The 18,320-nt window shown below is 60.2% G+C and carries 14 protein-coding genes, 2 tRNA genes and 2 rRNA genes; all 18 read right to left on the bottom strand.

The features are described from left to right. Positions 1–34 precede the first annotated feature (34 nt). Complete coding sequence (locus KAR29_RS07550) at positions 35–1,726, bottom strand: type II secretion system protein GspD (protein WP_274372400.1); 1,692 nt, start codon at positions 1,724–1,726, stop codon at positions 35–37. 16 nt (positions 1,727–1,742) lie between these two features. Further along, on the bottom strand, positions 1,743–2,330 hold the full coding sequence (locus tag KAR29_RS07555; RefSeq protein WP_274372401.1) for a hypothetical protein: 588 nt from the start codon (positions 2,328–2,330) through the stop codon (positions 1,743–1,745). Next, positions 2,327–2,839: a hypothetical protein gene (locus KAR29_RS07560; protein ID WP_274372402.1), complete on the bottom strand. Its 513-nt coding sequence runs from the start codon at positions 2,837–2,839 to the stop codon at positions 2,327–2,329. Before KAR29_RS07560 ends, KAR29_RS07555 begins: the two co-directional genes overlap by 4 nt. Beyond that, complete coding sequence (locus tag KAR29_RS07565; protein ID WP_274372403.1) at positions 2,836–3,426, bottom strand: PilN domain-containing protein; 591 nt, start codon at positions 3,424–3,426, stop codon at positions 2,836–2,838. The genes KAR29_RS07560 and KAR29_RS07565 overlap by 4 nt, the downstream gene beginning before the upstream one ends. Next, entirely contained in the window at positions 3,423–4,364 is a 942-nt protein-coding gene (pilM, locus tag KAR29_RS07570; RefSeq protein WP_274372404.1) for a type IV pilus biogenesis protein PilM, read from the bottom strand. The genes KAR29_RS07565 and pilM overlap by 4 nt, the downstream gene beginning before the upstream one ends. A gap of 105 nt (positions 4,365–4,469) precedes the next feature. Continuing rightward, a complete protein-coding gene (locus tag KAR29_RS07575) occupies positions 4,470–7,010 on the bottom strand; it encodes a hypothetical protein (RefSeq protein WP_274372405.1) in 2,541 nt (846 codons plus the stop codon). Further along, a complete protein-coding gene (locus tag KAR29_RS07580) occupies positions 7,007–7,537 on the bottom strand; it encodes a hypothetical protein (protein ID WP_274372406.1) in 531 nt (176 codons plus the stop codon). The genes KAR29_RS07575 and KAR29_RS07580 overlap by 4 nt, the downstream gene beginning before the upstream one ends. 126 nt (positions 7,538–7,663) lie before the next feature. Further along, entirely contained in the window at positions 7,664–8,485 is an 822-nt protein-coding gene (locus KAR29_RS07585) for a hypothetical protein (protein ID WP_274372407.1), read from the bottom strand. A 79-nt stretch (positions 8,486–8,564) separates the two neighbouring features. Further along, positions 8,565–8,921: a prepilin-type N-terminal cleavage/methylation domain-containing protein gene (locus KAR29_RS07590; RefSeq protein WP_274372408.1), complete on the bottom strand. Its 357-nt coding sequence runs from the start codon at positions 8,919–8,921 to the stop codon at positions 8,565–8,567. 4 nt (positions 8,922–8,925) lie between these two features. Then, positions 8,926–9,372 (bottom strand): type II secretion system protein, encoded by a 447-nt coding sequence (locus KAR29_RS07595; protein WP_274372409.1) that lies wholly within the window; start codon positions 9,370–9,372, stop codon positions 8,926–8,928. Between the two features lie 81 nt (positions 9,373–9,453). Next, positions 9,454–10,488 (bottom strand): carbohydrate-binding protein, encoded by a 1,035-nt coding sequence (locus KAR29_RS07600; RefSeq protein ID WP_274372410.1) that lies wholly within the window; start codon positions 10,486–10,488, stop codon positions 9,454–9,456. A 137-nt stretch (positions 10,489–10,625) separates the two neighbouring features. Continuing rightward, entirely contained in the window at positions 10,626–11,846 is a 1,221-nt protein-coding gene (locus tag KAR29_RS07605) for a type II secretion system F family protein (protein ID WP_274372411.1), read from the bottom strand. A gap of 38 nt (positions 11,847–11,884) precedes the next feature. After that, the gene (locus tag KAR29_RS07610) at positions 11,885–12,973 is read right to left on the bottom strand and encodes a type IV pilus twitching motility protein PilT (RefSeq protein ID WP_274372412.1); all 1,089 of its coding nucleotides are present in this window, start codon (positions 12,971–12,973) and stop codon (positions 11,885–11,887) included. Between the two features lie 19 nt (positions 12,974–12,992). Continuing rightward, the gene (locus KAR29_RS07615; RefSeq protein ID WP_274372413.1) at positions 12,993–14,672 is read right to left on the bottom strand and encodes a GspE/PulE family protein; all 1,680 of its coding nucleotides are present in this window, start codon (positions 14,670–14,672) and stop codon (positions 12,993–12,995) included. Between the two features lie 247 nt (positions 14,673–14,919). Continuing rightward, positions 14,920–15,035, bottom strand: a 5S ribosomal RNA gene (gene rrf, locus KAR29_RS07620). Positions 15,036–15,089: 54 nt separating this feature from the next. Then, positions 15,090–18,077, bottom strand: a 23S ribosomal RNA gene (locus KAR29_RS07625). 77 nt (positions 18,078–18,154) lie between these two features. Next, positions 18,155–18,229 (bottom strand) — tRNA-Ala (locus tag KAR29_RS07630). Between the two features lie 10 nt (positions 18,230–18,239). Continuing rightward, a tRNA-Ile gene (locus tag KAR29_RS07635) sits at positions 18,240–18,316 on the bottom strand. Positions 18,317–18,320: the final 4 nt, after the last annotated feature.

Raw genomic sequence — 18,320 nt, forward strand, 5'->3', positions numbered from 1 at the left:
TCCAAGCTGCCAAGGGAGAGAAGAGCGCCCCGTCTCAAAGATCGACGGCCTCCGGGGCCGACTCGGAGATGTCGAGGATGTAGGGGACGACGACCATGACCACCTCCGAATTGGACATCGAGCGACTGCGCCCCTTAAAGAGTTCGCCCAAAAGGGGGATGTCGCCGAGAACGGGTATTTTCCACGACGAGAACGAGCTCTGTTCCTTGAAAAGCCCGCCGACGACGAAGGGCTCGCCGTTGCGGACGATCACCGACGTCTTCACCGAGCGTTTCGTCGTCTGCGGCAGCTCCTTCCCCTCCGTCGCCGCAGAGGCGTTGAGGACATCTCCCGTTTCTATGCTCAACTCGATGCGGACATTGCCGTCGCGGCCGATGAGGGGGGTGAATTCCAAGGTGGGACCGACCTCCTCCGATTCCGTGCTGGGATTGCCCGCCTCATCTTGCCCCGACTGATAAATGAATTTATCGATCAGCTTTACCGAGGCCTTGACGCCGTCCAAGGTCACCACGGAGGGACTGGCGAGGACCTTGCCCTCTTGGCGACTGACGACGGCTTTAATGCCGACGTCCAACATCTTGGTCGTCGAATCGACGATGTCCCCGAGGCTGATGTTATAGGGTTCGATGGTCCTATCCGCGTTGGGGGCATAGCTGTCCGGGTTGTTCGTATACACGTAGCCTCCGAGCGTGCCTGTCGATCCGAAGGTCAGCCACCAATTCTTATAGACGGCCTCTATGGTCGTCTCGAGCGACTTGCTCCCCTCCTCCGTGACCTCGAGGAGTTTGGCCTGGACCATCACCTGTCTCCCCGGGTGATCGATACTCCGAAGGACCTTCTCGACCTCTCGAAGCTGTTCGGGACGGCCGGTGACGTAAACGGTGCGAAGCCTCTCGTCGACGACGACGCGGTCGACGTTGGCCAACCCCGCAAGAAGGCCGGGAATCTTCTGCGGATCACCGTAGGCGATCTTGAATCCCCGCGTCTGATCCATTCCCATCGTCTGCCCAAGGCTGGCGGGCGTGCCGACGACGAGAGTGTCGCCCATGAGGGCATAGCTGACGCCGTACATCCTCATGAGATAGCCGAAAGCCTGGTTGAGGGGGACATCCTTGAGGCTCAGCGTCACGGCGTCGCCGGGAACGCTGGGATCGACGATGAGGTTCTTGCCGACCATTTTCCCCAGCATGCGGAAGACATCGCGCAGATCCACTCCGCGCAGCTCCAGACTGACGGGCGTCGTCTTCGCCATGGGGTCCGTCGACGGAGGGGGGGAGGCGACCGGGGCCGGACTCTCTTTCGGCACGGGCCGGGACGATCGCCTTCTGAGACGGATCTCGATCGTTCCCGATCCGTCTCCTCCTTCGATGGAGACGAGTTCGACGTCTTCGCCCGTCGTAAGCGTCATCAGGAGCCCCCCCTCTTCCGTGGAGAGGGCGACGCGACGCAGAAGGGGAAAGGAGTAGTCGCGCGACCAACTTCCCGAGGCGATAGAGGCCTCGGGAAGGAAAAAATCGACGATGCCGCCGTCGGCGATGAGCTGAGGCCGAGGAAGACGGCGTCCCGTCAGGCGAAGGGAAAGGTCGGTCGCTCCGATCTGATTCACCTCGACGCCGGCCACGGAGGGATCGGAAGCGGAAGGAGACTCTGCCGCCGCGACATGAAGGGGGAAAAGAGCGACAAGGAAGAGGAGGGAAAGGGCGACTCGCCGGCAAAGACGTTTCATCAGAGGGTCTCCTCTCTCAGTAACCGACGGGAATCTCGTAGCGGTCGCCCTCCCAGATCAGGACAACCCGATCGGGGGCGACGGAGAGGATCGTGCCTCGGCCTCCGGTCAACCTGAAGCCGGGGGCGACAAGAAGCCCCTGCCCCATCCCCTCGATCTCGGCCACGGCAATCTTCTTCCCCTCCATCTCCATTACGGCCGAGACGATGATCAGCGGCGGCGGAACCTTGGCGGGAGAAAGAGCGGGCGAATTCGAAGGGGCTCGGGCCGTGACGGGGCCATAGGGCTTTCGGCCGTTGAGAGCCGCCATGCGGGCCAGCTGCCCGCTTCCCGCACGGGCTGCCACGGCGAGACGGAAACGGCCGGCCAACTGGTCGAGACGGATCCGTTCCGCCTCAAGCGATTCCGAGGAAAGAGGAACGGCCCCCTCCGGCGGAGACATCTGAGCGATCATGCCGTGAAAGACCTGAGCCGATCGGACGGCTCCCAGCAGAAAGAGGAAAAAAACGACCCTTCTGACGGGCTTCCAGAGGCCCTCTCCGTCCAGAAGGTCCTGCCAAAGCTCGGAGAGAGCCTCCTTCATGGCGTGAAAGAAAGCCGTCACTTCGACGTTCCCCCTTCCAGGACCGACTCGAGCTCGGCCGTCGCCCCGACCTGGCCGTCCTGCCCCAGCGACAGGACAAGGGAACGGAGTCGAACGGCGGCCTCCAAAGAGCGCCAGTCGGCGAGAAGTTCGAGAAGGGCGTAGTAGGGACAGGAGAAGTCAATCTGAACGGCGATACGGCCTTCTTCCGCCCGAGAGGGCCTGATCGCGTTGACGACGGCATTGTTTCGGGCCAACCGCCCCTCCACGAGGGAATAGAACTCGACGTTGTCTTTGGGCAGAGCCCGTTGATAGAGAGCGATTTCGGCAAGAGAGGCCTTGTAGAGCTGAACGTGACGGGCCGAGCGGGAAAGGCCCTCCGTCAGCTGGCGCTCCTGACGGGCCAGGCCGTCGATCTCGTCGCGCAAGAGGGCAAGCTCGGCCAGAAGCGACTGTTCCCTCCAGAGGAGGGCGGAAAAAAGGAGGCCGAAAGAAAAAAGGAGCAGCGCCTTGCGCCGTTTCATCGTCACGGCCCGCTCACCGCCTCTTTCGGCGAAGTCACCGCTTCGAGGCCGTTGAGAGAGCAGGTGAGGTCGAAACGGACTCGGTTTCCGCCGGAGACGGAGACGCGGCTGGAGACGGGCAGACCGACGGAGCGGACGACAGAGGCCTCCGTCAGGGCCCGTCCGAAGGCGACGACATCGCTTTCGACGTAGGCCATGCCGCTTACGACGGCTTTTCCCTCCGAAAAGGTCACTTTCGTCAGCCACACGCCGGGGGGCAGGCTGGCCTCCAGGCTGGCGAGGAACTCCAGAGCCGGGACTTCGCGACGGAGCAGCTCGAGTGCGTCGCCGTAAAGTTTTTCCGTCGTCTTCAGACGATTCAACTCCCGGACCATCGAAGTCTGCTGGGCCAGGAGATCGGCCACTCGTCCGTCGAGAGACGTCCTCTTCTCCCGGAGTGTTCGGGAGAAGAGGAAGCCCACCACCGTCGTCGCAGCCACGAAAAGGAGAAAAACCGACAGGAGAAGGACGGAAAGAAGTCTCGGGACGTGGACGATCGCCCGCCGCGACCTGTCTTTGCGCGATTGGGGGCGAAGATCGATGGCCGCCCTCACGGGAGAGCCCTCACGCAAAGGCCTACGGCGGCCTCCAGCCCCTCTCTGGGCCCCTCGTCGCGATGGCCCGCGATCCCCCAAAGGGCCTCGACGGAGAGGTGTGCCACGGGAAGAAGACCCTCTCCTCGGATCTGGCTCAGAAAAGCCTCGTCAATCCCCCTCTGGCCGGTAACGACGATCTCCTCCAGAGAAAGGTCACGAAAACGGCTTCGGATGAAAGCTCGCGTCGCGTCCACTTCCCGCGCCAGGGAGGAGAGCCCCTCGCTCCCTCCGGCACGACCGGCCATGACGGTCCGGAAGAGTATGCCACCCTCCCGGTAACCCAACATGATCTCGCTCGTCTCGAAGCCCACATGGACCTGGAGATGCCCGCCGTCGAAGCGATCGACAGGACCCAGCCCCGCCCTGAAAAGAGCCAGATTGAGGGGTTCCAGCGCCGACACGGTCACGCCCAGGGCTTCGACGGCACCGACGAGCCCCTCGGCGAGGCCGAGGCGGCAGGCGGCGACAAGATAATGCCTGTTTTCCTCGTCGCCGTTACCGGGCAAGTCCAAAGGGGCCACGTCATAGGCGGCATCGGTTGCGGGAAAGGGAAAATGCCTGTCGAAATCCCAACGCAGGGCCTCACGGGCATCATCCGGGCTCAACGGAGGCATGTCGACGAGGCGTATCAGGACATCCCGCGAGGGAATGCCGACAGCCACAGGCGAGGCAAAGCGGCCCGCCTCCTCTTCGAGTCGGGCCAGACTGCGCGAAAGGATCTCCATGTCGCCCACCATATCCTGCTTGAGGGCTCCCGGCAGGGGAAGCACCACGGCAGACCGCTCATAGCGCAGCGAGGTCCGATCACCGGAGAGTTCCAGATAACGAAGTCCGTCGCCCTCGAGGGAGACGGACGCCAGACGTTTTCCCCTTTTTCTGAGGGGCCAAAAAACCATGGGGCTCCTCCCTTCGAAGGCGGTTTCGACGACCCCGACTGTCTCAAGCATATACCATCGAGGTTCGATCGTGAAGCACAGAGCCCCCTGAATCGATCGGCTGTCTCAGCGGGTGATCCGCCAGTAACGCACCTTTTCGCCGGCCCCTTCTCCCTCGCCGCTGTCGGAAAGAGGGAGTACTCCGCCAAGATCGGCGGCAATCACGCCTTCCGTCGTAGGGATATACACCACGCCGTCTCGAACGGAAAAACCTTTCAGAAACTTTTTATCGCTTTCAAAATAAGTAACGCCTTCGCCCCATTCGGGAAAGAACTCGGAAAGCCCCGTATTATTGCCTGCTGAGGTCGCCTTGGAGACGTCAAAAGGCATCACGAACAAAGCGGAGCCCGAGCCATAGGTTGTTGTAAAAAGAATATTTCCCCCATAAAAAACGGGAGAGGATAAAGGCTTCATCCATTCCCCATGCTTGTTCAAATAGAGCGGGAAAAACCAACCTATAGACTCCCCCTCCAGGGTTAGATTCGTCACGCTGGGATGATTGTCATTGTCGAGCCGATCGCTGCTGCCCAACTTAATGCAATGATCACCCGAACCCCTGGCCGAAAGAGCTCGATCCAAATTAAACAAAGATAAAACATACTTGCCCGTATTGCCCTGTGCAACGTCGATTCCATCCACAGTCGAGCAGGTGAAGTCACTCAGGACAGAAGCCACCCATCTCTCTACCTGGCCATTTAGAGAGAAATAGGCAACGTCTGGATTGAAAAGACTAAAAAAAGTCGATCTATTATTTTTCTTTTCATTTTTAAAATAAAAAATTCTTATTAATTGTTTTTCTGCAAATTCATAATAATAAAAAGCCGAATTTGCCACATGGATGAGCATGGAATCCATTTTAGGAGTAATTTCAGCCTGGACACCTCGGCTGGTTGCATCGACGACATAATTGCCCTGCACATCCTTGGCGGGGGGGCGGATGACAACGAAACGGTCCACCATCGAAGAATCGCCGCGAAGGACAGGCTCTTCCAGGTCATGCCTGTCGGCGATCGCTCCCGAAAGAGGGTCGACGTCGAAAAAGACGGGACACAGCTCCTTGCGGTAGACCTCCTTTCGAGCCTCCGAGAGGCGGCTCCAGCCGCTGGGAAGCGCCCCGGCCGCGGAGCCGCTGCCTAAGATCAGGCTCCACGTTCTTTTCCCGTCTTTCCCGTCCACGTAGCCGAGAACCGGCTGGGAGAGGAGATGCGACAGAGCCCGATAGGCTCCCGCGCCGGGAGGCGAGACCTCCCCCCCGGCGCCTTTCTCGAAGGAACGCCACTGGTCGGCCTCGGCCGCGTCGTCCTCCCAGTCGACCGCCAGGAAAGAGGGGACACTTCCGTCGCGGTAGAGATAGAGAGAGGGCTCCTCCCGAGAGGCAAGGCCCCCGAAAAGAGAGAGACGTCCCAGCCTGGCGAGATCGGCCGAATGCCAGGCATCGTTGACGACGGACCAGAGAAGCCCCGGGCTGTCGACATCGGAAACGTCAAGGGCATAAAGTCCCGCAGAAAGCCCCTTGTCCACGGGTTCCTCCTCTTGTTCCAGGAAGGAGACCTCCTGCGCTCCGTAATCGGCGAAAGACCGGGGCCTCTCCTGCACCCCCAGGTCGAGTCCCGGCCCGGTCGTCCCGATGAGGACGCGATGCCATTTCCCCGAAAGATCCTCCACGTCGCCGACGACGAAAGGTCCGGAAAGGAGGGGTAGTCTGGGGTACGTCTCCCTCCCCTGTCTTTCGAGAAACTCATGGTAAAAGCTCCAGAGGAAGGAAGGAGGGGGCATGAAGGACCAGACGCCGCGAAAGGCATGCTCTTTCCCGTCGAGGACGAAGGCATGGAGGAGCCCCTCCGCGGAAGGGACAAAGACCATATCCGACTCGACGCCTCGGTACCCTTTGATGGACTCCAGAGTCCAGTTGTTTTTCGACACGACCTTCGGCAGGCCGAAGGCCAGATCGGCCGAAAAGTCGGAACCGTGACCGAAGGCCTCCTTCAGAAAGGCGATCCAGGAGAAGACCCAGTCCCCTTCGTCGGCGTCGACGTCATCGGGACCGTCGTTCTCCCTGAGCCAAGCGGCCAGGCTCATGTCAGCCGGCTTTCGGCCCAGAGGACGAGGCGTCCGAGGCCGTTCGCCGAAAAAGACGTTAGGGGCCCAGTTTGCATACCAAACGCCGTCGGACTCCCTGAGGTTTTCTCTGTAATACCTTGCATTCAAATAGGGGAAAACCGAGAAATTCATTAGATCTTGATGCGCGTCGCGATCCAATACATTGGGGCTTCTCGACAGGTTCAAAGAATAATACAGGGAAGAAGAAGACGGCATGAAGGCTTTTGCGATCTCGCCGCTGTTGGATTTTTCTCTTGGATCATACCAAATCGCATCGTCAAGATGAAGGTCTTTATTCAAGAATTTGCAATTCAGCTCATATCTTCCATTGTGAGTTTTCTCAGACCACAAAAGGTATTCGCCCCACCGGCTAACGAAATACCCTTCCAGAGACGCATTCGAGGCGACAGGCAACATCGTCGGCGGAATGGACTCCGCCACGGAAACTGAAAAAAAGAGCCCCATGAACAAAGCCCCAAGAACCGATTGGATCCACCTGTTCGTCATCGAGTCACCTCCAGAAGGATCTCAACGATCCGAGACCGCTCTCCTCTTCGGGCACGGCTGCGTATGAGGTAGTTGCGAGTCGTCAGCCCGCCGAAGGCATTGCCCAGACTCTCGAGAACCTCGGGCTCGATGACGGCGGAAAAGGCGCCGGAGGGGAAAACCGCTCCTCCCCCCTTCGGCGGAATATGAGGTCTGTCGGGGCTGACGACGGCCGCAGGAAGGATGGAGACGACGATCGAAAGGGAACCGTCGGAAAAAGAGAGGCTGAGGTCGTCGCTGACAGGTCCTCTTTCCAGGAGATAGGCCTTCCCTCGCTCAAGGCCATCCTGGGCGGCGTTGAAGAGTTCGTCGGACAGACACGCGGAGGTGCTGACGGAGACGAAGGTGTCGACGAGGTGGACGGAGACGGCGACGAACGTTCCGCCGACGAGAAGCGCCGCGAGGGCCAGGGGAAGGGCAAACCCCTCCCTCATCCCCTTTCTCTTTTTCGCGTGGGAACGCACTCCGCCGCCGTTCACGTCAATCACCTCACTGGCCGGACAGGAAGAAAAACGGGGCGGCCGTCTTGACCCTCCGTCTTCCGCCGAAGGACCGGCCATCGGGAGAGGCCGATGAAAAGAGGTCCTCGCCGTAAGGGTTCCGGTCGGCGTGACTCAGTTGCGGAGCCGCCACCCTCGCTGGACCACGACGAGGCGACGGTATCGCCACTTTGTCGAGAAATCGGGAAGGGACAGGTCGGGCCAACCGGGAAGGTCGGAGGGGCTGTCGTAAAGAGGCCTTTCGTCGGCCCTCTCCCCGGCCGCGACGACGGTGACGAAGAGGAAGCCCGTCGCGGCGTCGAAATCGAAATGGAGGGCGGCGATATTGTCGACCTGAGGCTGGGCTCCTCCCGCGCTTACGTCGTCGACGAAGAAGGTGCCGTCGATAAGGTAGGCTTTGAGAGCCCTCAGGGCATGGAGTTCGTCATAACGGGCGATGGTGCCCGAACCGGTTTGGGGCTCCAACGTCAGCCCCTTGGCGGCGGAATACCCTCTGACCCGAAAGGGAAGCCCCGCCGTGGGAAAGAGGGCCCAGCCCTTGATCTGCGACGCCGAGAGTTCGAAGGTCCCCGAGGGGATGGACGCCGTCAGAGGAACCGTAACCCTCCCGGAAGCGGCGTCGAAGGAGACGTCGCCGTCGGCCAGGATTCTCGCCCCATCGACAGAACCTCGGAGGGGAAAGGCATAGACGAGTTGGAGCTCCCCTTTTTCGGCCCTGTCGCCTCCCGTGCCCCGATCGAGGACGCGGAGCGCCTGCCTCCAGAAGGCGATGGAATGGCCGCCGAAGGCCTTCTCGAAGGCGTCCGGGTCCGAGGGCATTCCCAGGCCGCAGTGGAGGACGGGCCCCTCGAGGATGGCCAGGACCATCTCCCCCCTCTGTCTTGCCGAGACGAGTTCCGACGTCTGGGTAAAATGGCCCGAGAAGAGAAAAAGCATCGAGACGAAAGCTCCTCCCGTGACGGAGGCGATGAGGATGGAAAGGAGAAGCTCGACGAAGGTGAAGCCGCGACGACGTTCAGGGCGACGTGCCGTGACGGCTCACCTGCCTTCTGTAGGTGACGGAACGCTCTCCTCCCGTCGGATTCCGCCAGGAGACGACGGCGGTGAGGGCGACGGAGAAGCTCTCCTCCTCGACGGAGAGGGAGCCGGTGAAACCTTCGGGGAAATCGAAAGAGACCGAGCGGAGGGAGTCGGGTTCGACTCCCTCCGCTTTTTCGAGGAGGCTCAGGGCGAGGGCCGACGCCCTCTCCCTCTGGGCCGACGCCGCAAGGAGCTTCGTCGTGGCCACGGGAAGAAGGGCCATGGACAGAAGGGCGACGGCCAGAATCGTCAGAGCGACGAGCGACTCGACGAGGGAGAAGGCAGAACGCACCGCCCTACCGAACCTTCATGTACACCTTGCTGTCGCTCTTTTCGTACAGATCTCCCATCGAAGGCGTGCCGAAGAGGTTTCTTTCCTTTTCCGCCATCGTCGCGAGCTGTTTCTTGACGCCGTCGACGGGGGTGCCTGTGTAAAGGACCCAGAGATCGTCGCTGCCCGCCTCCAGGCCGTAATCGCTGCTGGCAAGGCTCTTGTCGAGGTAGGTGGACAGGTCGTTGATCGTCTCGGTCCAGACCATGTTGTTGTCGGCGGCGTACATCAGCGCCGCCGTCTTCAGCGTACGCAGGTCGGAGACGATCCTCGTGGCCTCGGCCTTGTCCGTTCCCGATCCGGCCACGAGCATCATGCCGCCGGAAAGGATGCCGATGATGATGACGACGATGAGCAGTTCGACGAGAGTGAAGCCACCACGTTTCGTCCTGTTGCCGATGATACTCCTCACAGCTAAAACCTCCTCATGGAAGGACCTTCATGTGTCGTCCTCGGAGAACACCTGCCCCCGCAAGGGGCCATCTACTCGGAATCAGAGAAGCTCCCAGGCCTCGGAATTCGTCGGATCCGCATCCGATCCCGCGCCTCGATACCATTTTGCCCTGTACTGTTTCCCCTCGTACCAGATCACCTCCCCTCCTTTGTAGATGTTACAGGCTCTCCACTGATCGGTCTGCTCCTGCCAGGGAGATCCCACCGTTCCGGGAGGATCCGTAACGTTGCCCACCGAGGGGTAGATGGCATACCAGGCCGTATAGAGGTTCCCCTCGTATTCGACGACATCTCCGCCCTCATATTTATTGAAATCGCGCCATTCCGTCGTGATCTCCTGCCAGGGACTGCCCACCTGACCGGGAACCGTTCCCTGAGTCCAATGCCAGGCCTCATAGAGGGCCCCGTTATAGACGACCCTATCCCCTTGCACGTAAACCTTCCCGCTCTCCCAGGGGTCTCCGGTAACGTCGTCATCGTCATCATCGTCATCGTCATCATCGTCATCATCGTCATCGTCGTCATCGTCATCGTCATCGTCGTTGTCGTCACCGGTGCCGCCGAGAGCCTCGCCTCGGATGCGGATGAAGACGCCGAAAGGCGTCACGACGGCCTCGGCGGGAAGGGGTTCCAGAAACGCGAGGAATCCGGAGGCGATCCTCCGCAAGAGGCCATCGGGGAGGGCACTCCACAACGGACTTCCGTCCTGGCGGAAGAGGTTTTTTTCCTTATCGGCGATCTGCAGGAGGGCGTCCTTGACCTTCTGATCGAGCGCGTCGTTGACATAGCCGAAGAGAGCTCCGTCCTGGGCGAAACGGTACCTGCCGTCGTCGTTGTCGAACGTCCTCGCCAGGTAGGGCTCGATGGAGGCCACCTCGGTCGGCCATCGGCCTTTTTCGGCATAGTACATGACGGCGGCCGCCTTGGCCGTGCGAAGATCGCCGACGATCCGGACGGCCTCGGCCTTGGCCGTTCCCGACCGGGAGGCGAGCATCATCGTCGCCGACAGAACGCCGAGAACGACGACGGCGACGAGAAGTTCGACGAGAGAAAACCCCTTTTTCGAGCGTTGCATTTCAGCCTCCCCATTCTGCCGGACAGAGCGCGCGATAGAGCTGGTTTGAAGTATAACTCATTTTATCTACTCTGAAATTAGAAATAAATTCAATCCCGACCCTTTCGCTCGATCTTGATGTTTCTTTACTTTAATGATCATATCATCGTCTGGATGGCGCTGACGATGGGAAGAAAGACGGCCAGGGCGACGGCGGCGACGACGGCGCCGACGAAGATGATGAGGAGCGGCTCCAGGATGGCCGTAAGGCGCTTGACCTTCTCGTCCAGCTCCAGCTCGAACCAGTCGGCCACCTTGTCGACCATCTCCTCCAGGCGCCCCGTCTGTTCTCCGACGGTGATCATGTGGCCGACCATGGGGGGGAAGATCTTCTGGCGCCGCGTCAGCTCTCCGATGGCGATGCCCTTGCGGGCCCCCTCCTCGATCGTTTTGAAAGCCCTCTCGATGACGACGTTTCCGGCCGTATCGGCCGTCATGGCGAGGGCCTGAAGGATCGGAACGCCCGATTCGACGAGGGAGGCCAGGGTTCGGTGGCTGCGGGCCATGGAGGATTTCAGGATGAGGTCGCCGAAGACGGGCAGTTTCAGCTTGGCCTTATCGACATAGTAGCGCGTGCCGTCGTTGCGCCCCATCGCGATGACGAGGCCGACGAGGGCGGCGACGACGGCAAGAGGCACGTACCAGTAGCGGCGGAACCAGAGCGCGGCCCTGAAGGTATGGCGGGTGAGGGCCGGAAGTTCGACGTTGAGGCTGTCGAAGACGGTGGAAAAGCGGGGGACGACGACGGTGACGAGAAGGTAGAGCACGAAAAGGGCGAAGCCGAAGACGACGGCCGGATAGGAGACGGCCGAGACGACTTTGCGTTTCAGGGCATCCTGACGCTCGAGAAAGGTGGCCAGACGGTCGAGGCTTCTGTCGAGGACGCCCCCCTCCTCTCCGGCACGGACGACGGCGATCATGAGAGGGGAGAACTCCTTGCGCAGGCGCATGGCCCCGCTGAAGGACTGGCCTCCGTCGACGCGCTGTTTGACGAAGGTGACGGCGTCGGCGAGGCGAGGGTTGGCGATCTGGCGGGAAAGGAGATCCAACGACGAGCCCAGGGGGACGCCGGCGGCGACCATGGTCGTCACCTGACGGAAGAAAAGGGCCTTGTCCTTCAGGGGAACGGTGGCGATGAGACGCAGCCTGGCATAGAGCGACGAAGAGGAAGGATGTCCCCCCTTCGCCTCCGTCACCGTGATGGGCAACATCTTAAGCAGCCGAAGCCGGTTGACGGCCTCGGCCTGAGTTCCGACGTCTTTGATGACGCCTTCGACGATCCGGCCGTCGGCGCTGCGGGCCCTGTAGCGAAAATTCACGCTCTTTCTCTCCCTCCGTCCTCCCCGAGGCGAACCGCCTAGACCATCCCTTCGAAGACGAGACGCTCCAGGTCCTTGAGATCATAGGCATAGCTGGCGGCGTCATCGTAGGAGAGAACGCCCTGTTTGACGTAGCGGGCGAGGTCCTGCTCCATGGTATGCATGCCGGCCTCCCCGCCCGTCTGCATGGCGCTCTTGATCTGCCCCAGCTTCCCCTCACGGATGCAGTTGCGGATGGCGTTGTTGGCAAGCAGAAGCTCGGTGGCGACGATGCGTCCGCCGCCGGAGACGGCGATGAGTTGCTGCGAACAGATGCCGATGAGGACGGAGCTGACCTGAAGACGGATCTGGCGCTGCTGTTCCGAGGGAAAGACGTCGATGATGCGATCGACGCTCTGGGGGGCGTCGGCGGTGTGCAGCGTGGCGAAGACGAGATGGCCCGTCTCCGCCGCGGTCAGAGCGGCGCCGATCGTCTCGAGGTCGCGCATTTCGCCGATGAGGATCACATCGGGATCCTGGCGGAGGACGCGACGCAGGGCCTCGGTGAAACTGCCCGTATCGGAGCCCACTTCGCGCTGGGAGACGATGGCGCGCTCCGAGCGGAAAAGGTATTCGACGGGGTCCTCTATCGTCACGACATGGCAGCTTCTTGTCAAGTTGATCTCCTGGATGAGGGCGGCCATGGTCGTGCTTTTCCCGTGGCCGGTGGGACCGGTGACGAGAAAAAGCCCTCGGCGTGCCTGACAGACATTCATGAGGGTCTTCGGAAGGAGAAGTTGACTTATGGAGCGCACCTTGTCGGGAATGAGGCGCAGGGCCAAGGCGGGACGGCCCAACTCGAAGTAGCCGTTGCCCCTGAACCGCCCGGAAAGGCCGCTTTCACCCCGAAAGGAAAAGCTGAAGTCGATCTCCTTTTTTTCGCGAAACTGCTGACGCTGATTGTAACTGAGCAGCTCGTCGAGGACCTTATCGACATCTCCGGGCTCCAGGGGAGGGAGGTTGGCGATCTGTCGCAGCTGACCGTCGATCCGCAGGGCAGGGGCGACGCCGACGGCGAAATGGACGTCGCTGGCGTTGCGCCGGACGACTTCCGCAAGGAGGGCCTGGACGGTGACGGTGAGGGCCAAAGCGATCTCCTTTCCCCTTTCAGTTGAAGGTGGCCGCCAGGACCTCTTCGAGGCTGGTGATCCCCTGGAGGACTTTCTCCAGACCGGAGGCGCGCAGGGTCTTCATGCCGGCGTGCAGGGCGAGATGACGCAGCTCGTCGCCGCTCACCTCGTCGCTGATGCAACGGCGCATCTCCTCGGATACGACGAGTATCTCAAAGATGCCCGTTCGCCCCAGATAGCCCGTTCCTCGGCAGTCGTCACAGCCGACGGGGCGCCAGGCCCTCGATCCTTCCGGAAGGGAAAGGGAGCGGCAGACGGCGTCGGGGATGATATAACTCTCTTTGCACCGCGTACAGAGGCGGCGCAGAAGGCGTTGGGCGATCATGGCCGTCAAAGAGGAGGCGACGAGGAAGGGGGGAACGCCCATGTCGATGAGGCGGATGACGGCGCTGGGGGCATCGTTGGTGTGAAGCGTGGAGAGGACGAGATGTCCCGTCAGGGCGGCTCTTATGGCCAGCTGGGCCGTTTCGGTATCCCGAATCTCGCCGATCATGATTTTGTCCGGATCCTGGCGGAGAATGGAGCGCAGGGCCGCCGCAAAGGAGAGTCCCGCCCTTTCGTTGACGTGAACCTGGGAGACGCCGCCCAGGGTATACTCGACGGGGTCCTCGACGGTGACGATGTTGACCTCGGGCCTGTTGATCTTTTCCAGCATCGAGTAGAGAGTCGTGCTTTTTCCGCTTCCCGTGGGACCGGTGACGAGAATGATGCCGTAGGGAACGGAGAGGATGTCGTCGACGAGAGAGCGATCCTCCTCGCTGAAGCCGATCTTCTCCAGTCCCACCTTGGCGTTGCTCTGATCGAGGATGCGGAAAACGATCTTCTCTCCGTAGACGGTGGGGAGCGAAGAGACGCGGATATCGACGCGGCGGTCGAGGACTTTGATGAGAATCCGCCCATCCTGAGGCCTGCGACGCTCGGCGATGTCCATTTCGGCCATGATCTTGATGCGTGAAACCACGGCCGGATGGAGGCTTTTGGGAAAATCGACGACGTTGAAAAGCTGACCGTCGACGCGATAACGAACCTGAGCATGGCGCTCGAAGGGCTCGATATGGACGTCGGAGGCTCCTTCTCGAACAGCCCGCTCCAAAACGTCGTTGACGATCTTGATGACGGGGGCGTCATCCGCCGCCGCTCCCTGCGACGACAGTTCCATCTCGATAAAGCCGCCTCCGGCCTGAACGACTTCCACCATGGCGTCTTCGAAGGAGTCCTGCATGGAGTAGGCCCTTTCCAGCTCTCTGTGGATTTCAGAGGGAACGGAAACGCCGATCTCGATCTCCAGCTTCGTCGTCAGGTGCAGCTCGTCGATGGCGAGGATGTCGAGAGGATCGGCCATGGCGACCTTGAGGCGTCTGTCGTCGCTGAGAGAGAGGGGAAGAACCTCCAGACGCCGGGCGACGTTCTCCGGCAAAGCCCGGATGGCATCCGGTTGAGGGCGATAGCGGGCAAGCGAGATGAGGGGAAGCCTCAATTGATGGCTGAGGGATTCGGCAAGCTGGCGCTCCGTGAGCCACCCGTTTTTGATGAGAATCTCGCCGAGCCGCATGCCCGTCTGGCGCTGTTCCTCCAGAGCCGAATCAAGCTGACGGGACGTCACGGCCTGGGCCTCGAGGAGAAGATCCCCCAGCCGTATCGGTCGATTATCTGCCACGACACAAGGCCTCCTTCGTCTTCGATGAATCAAAAAAGACAATTCATTAAAGTTCGATCTTGATCGACTATACCACGGCCACCGGCGCGGGACAAGAAGGGTGCGACAGCCCGAATCCGCAGGCTCTTCAAGAGGAACTCCGTCGGATCCGCCACCTCCCCTGCTCGGCGAGGGAGAGACGGAAGGAAAAGACGGGACGCGAGAAGGGGAGGTCCGAATAGGACCTCCCCTTCCGTTGAAGCTAGGTTTTCGGCAGCGACCTACTCTCCCGCGGGTTCCCCCCGGAGTACCATCGGCGCTGAAGGGCTTAACTGCCGGGTTCGACATGGAGCCGGGTGTCTCCCCTTCGCAATGGCCACCGAAAACCCATTCCTTATACCCGCTACATCACACAACCGTCAAAACCAGAAGCTGAACGATGACAAGGCCTCGGTGTATTAGTACCGGTCAGCTCAACGCATCGCTGCGCTTACACCTCCGGCCTATCGATCCCGTCGTCTACGGGACACCTTACCTGCTTACGCAGAGGGGAATCTCATCTTGAGGTCGGCTTCCCACTTAGATGCCTTCAGCGGTTATCCGATCCGCACTTAGCTACCCGGCTTCTGCAACTGGCGTCACAACCGGTACACCAGCGGTGCGTCCACTCCGGTCCTCTCGTACTAGGAGCAGCTCCTCGCAAATTCCCTACGCCCATGGTGGATAGGGACCGAACTGTCTCACGACGTTCTAAACCCAGCTCACGTACCGCTTTAATGGGCGAACAGACCAACCCTTGGGACCTGCTTCAGCCCCAGGATGCGACGAGCCGACATCGAGGTGCCAAACCTCCCCGTCGATGGGAACTCTCGGGAGAGATCAGCCTGTTATCCCCGGGGTAGCTTTTATCCGATGAGCGACGGCCTTTCCACTCAGCACCGCCGGATCACTAGGACCTGCTTTCGCATCTGTTCGACATGTCTGTCTCACAGTTAAGCCACCTTATACCCTTGCGCTCTTATGGCGATTTCCATTCGCCTTGAGGTGACCTTCGCGCGCCTCCGTTACTCTTTGGGAGGCGACCGCCCCAGTCAAACTGCCCACCTGATAGTGTCCCGTTCCGCGCTTCAGCGGCTTGCGGTTAGAATTCCAACAAGACAAGGGTGGTATCCCAACGACGGCTCCAACACCACTGGCGTGATGTCTTCCTAGCCTCCCACCTATTCTGTACATGCCTTGCCGAAATCCAGTGTCAGGCTACAGTAAAGCTCCACGGGGTCTTTCCGTCCCACCACGGGTAGCTGGCGTCTTTACCAGCACCACAATTTCACCAGGTCTCTCGCCGAGACAGCGCCCAGATCGTTACACCATTCGTGCAGGTCGGAACTTACCCGACAAGGAATTTCGCTACCTTAGGACCGTTATAGTTACGGCCGCCGTTTACTGGGGCTTCGGTTCAAAGCTTCGCCTTGCGACTAACCTCTCCCCTTAACCTTCCAGCACCGGGCAGGTGTCAGACCCTATACGTCGGCTTCACGCCTTCTGCAGAGTCCTGTGTTTTTATTAAACAGTCGCCTGGGCCTGGGTTCTGCGGCCGCTGCCAGCTCCATCAGCTTTGACTTTACCGGCGCGGCACCCCTTTTCCCGAAGTTACGGGGTCAACTTGCAGAGTTCCTTGGCGAGAGTTACCCTGTCCACCTTAGCCTGCTCAGCCAGCCCACCTGTGTCGGTTTGCAGTACGGGCACGCGATTCCTCCCTAGAGGCTTTTCTCGGCAGTCGGGCGTCAATGCCTTCGCTTCCGTGGAAGCTCCCCGTCAGATCTCAGGGTTACGAGTCAGTGGATTTGCCTGCCGACTCCCCCTACCTCCTTGGACCGGGTATTCCAGCACCCGGCGCACCTAGCCTCCTGCGTCACCCCTTCGGTATTAGCGTCCTCGCGCGGGGCAGGATTGTCTACCTGCTGTCCATCGACTACGCCCTTCGGCCTCGCCTTAGGTCCCGCCTAACCCTGGGCGGATCAACCTTCCCCAGGAATCCTTGGGCATCCGGTGAACGCGATTCTCACGCGTTTCTCGCTACTCATGCCGACATTCTCACTTCTCTGCAGTCCACAAGACCTTGCCGGTCTTACTTCTCCCCGCAGAGAACGCTCCCCTACCAATCAGGAGACCTCAGTCTCCCGAGTCCGAAGCTTCGGTTCTGTGCTTAGCCCCCTACATTTGCGGCGCAGAAGTCCTCGACCAGTGAGCTGTTACGCACTCTTTAAAGGGTGGCTGCTTCTAAGCCAACCTCCTGGCTGTCTGGGCACCTCCACATCCTTAACACACTTAGCACAGGCTTTGGGACCTTAGCTGTCGGTCTGGGCTGTTTCCCTTTCGACTACGAACCTTCTCGCCCGCAGTCTCACTCCCGCTTATCCAGTTCCGGTATTCGGAGTTTGGTTGAATTTGGTAGGACCCCAGTCCCCCGCATCCATCCAGTGCTCTACCCCCGGAACTTTCCCTCAGCGAGGCTGCACCTCAATGCATTTCGGGGAGAACCAGCTATCACCGCACTCGATTAGCTTTTCACTCCTATCCACAGCTCATCCGGGTCTTTTTCAACAGACTACGGTTCGGTCCTTCAGTCGGTTTTACCCGACCTTCAACCTGGCCATGGATAGATCGTGCGGCTTCGGGTCTACGCCATGCGACTATTCGCCCTATTCAGACTCGGTTTCCCTACGGCTCCGGACCTCTCAGTCCTTAACCTCGCCACGTAGCGTAACTCGTCGGCTCATTTTTCAATAGGCACGCCGTCACTCCCTCCGAAGAGAAAGCTCCGACTGCTTGTAGGCATACGGGTTCAGGTCTGTTTCACTCCCCGCCAGGGGTGCTTTTCACCTTTCCCTCTCGGTACTGCTTCACTATCGGTCACCGACGGTATTTAGCCTTGGACGGTGGGCCGCCCTGCTTCAACCGGAATTTCACGTGCTCCGGCCTACTCGGGGTATCTTCACAGGAAGGGGCTTCCTTTTCGCCTACGGGGCTCTCACCTTCTGCGGCTCGCTTTCCCAACACGATTCGGCTAAGGATGCCTTTTCTCACTTCCCGAGGTCGCTGCGGCTCCCTCCTGATGATCCCCACAACACCGATGACGCAACGACCGCAGTCTTGGCACGTCTTCGGTTTAGGCTTCTCCCCTTTCGCTCACCACTACTCAGGGAATCTCTGTCGATTTCTTTTCCTCCGGCTACTGAGATGTTTCACTTCGCCGGGTGCCTCCCCCTTTACGAGGGTGACCGGATTCCTCCGGCCGGGTTGCCCCATTCGGGTATCTGCGGGTCAAGGGTCGCTTGCGCCTCTCCGCAGCTTTTCGCAGCTTGCTACGCCCTTCTTCGGCCGTCGGTGCCAAGGCATTCACCGTATGCCCTTATTACCTTGTCCTCGTTCAGCTTCTGCTTTCTTCGGTTGTCATGATGCGCGGGTTAACTTATTTAACAATTTAATTAAAAGCACAAAAATGGTGGAGATGATCGGATTCGAACCGACGACCCCCTGCGTGCAAGGCAGGTGCTCTCCCTCTGAGCTACATCCCCATTGCGTTTTTGGTGGGCCGGAGTGGATTCGAACCACTGACCTCACGGTTATCAGCCGTGTGCTCTAACCAACTGAGCTACCGGCCCACTA

The organism is Aminithiophilus ramosus (assembly GCF_018069705.1).
GTDB classification, from domain to species: domain Bacteria; phylum Synergistota; class Synergistia; order Synergistales; family Aminithiophilaceae; genus Aminithiophilus; species Aminithiophilus ramosus.

Coding starts and splice junctions, on each gene's coding strand:
- KAR29_RS07585 (WP_274372407.1), bottom strand. CDS start 8,485: ATGCTTTTTCTCTTCTCGGGCCATTTTACCCAGACGTCGGAACTCGTC.
- pilM (WP_274372404.1), bottom strand. CDS start 4,364: ATGGTTTTTTGGCCCCTCAGAAAAAGGGGAAAACGTCTGGCGTCCGTC.
- KAR29_RS07550 (WP_274372400.1), bottom strand. CDS start 1,726: ATGAAACGTCTTTGCCGGCGAGTCGCCCTTTCCCTCCTCTTCCTTGTC.
- KAR29_RS07600 (WP_274372410.1), bottom strand. CDS start 10,488: ATGCAACGCTCGAAAAAGGGGTTTTCTCTCGTCGAACTTCTCGTCGCC.
- KAR29_RS07575 (WP_274372405.1), bottom strand. CDS start 7,010: ATGACGAACAGGTGGATCCAATCGGTTCTTGGGGCTTTGTTCATGGGG.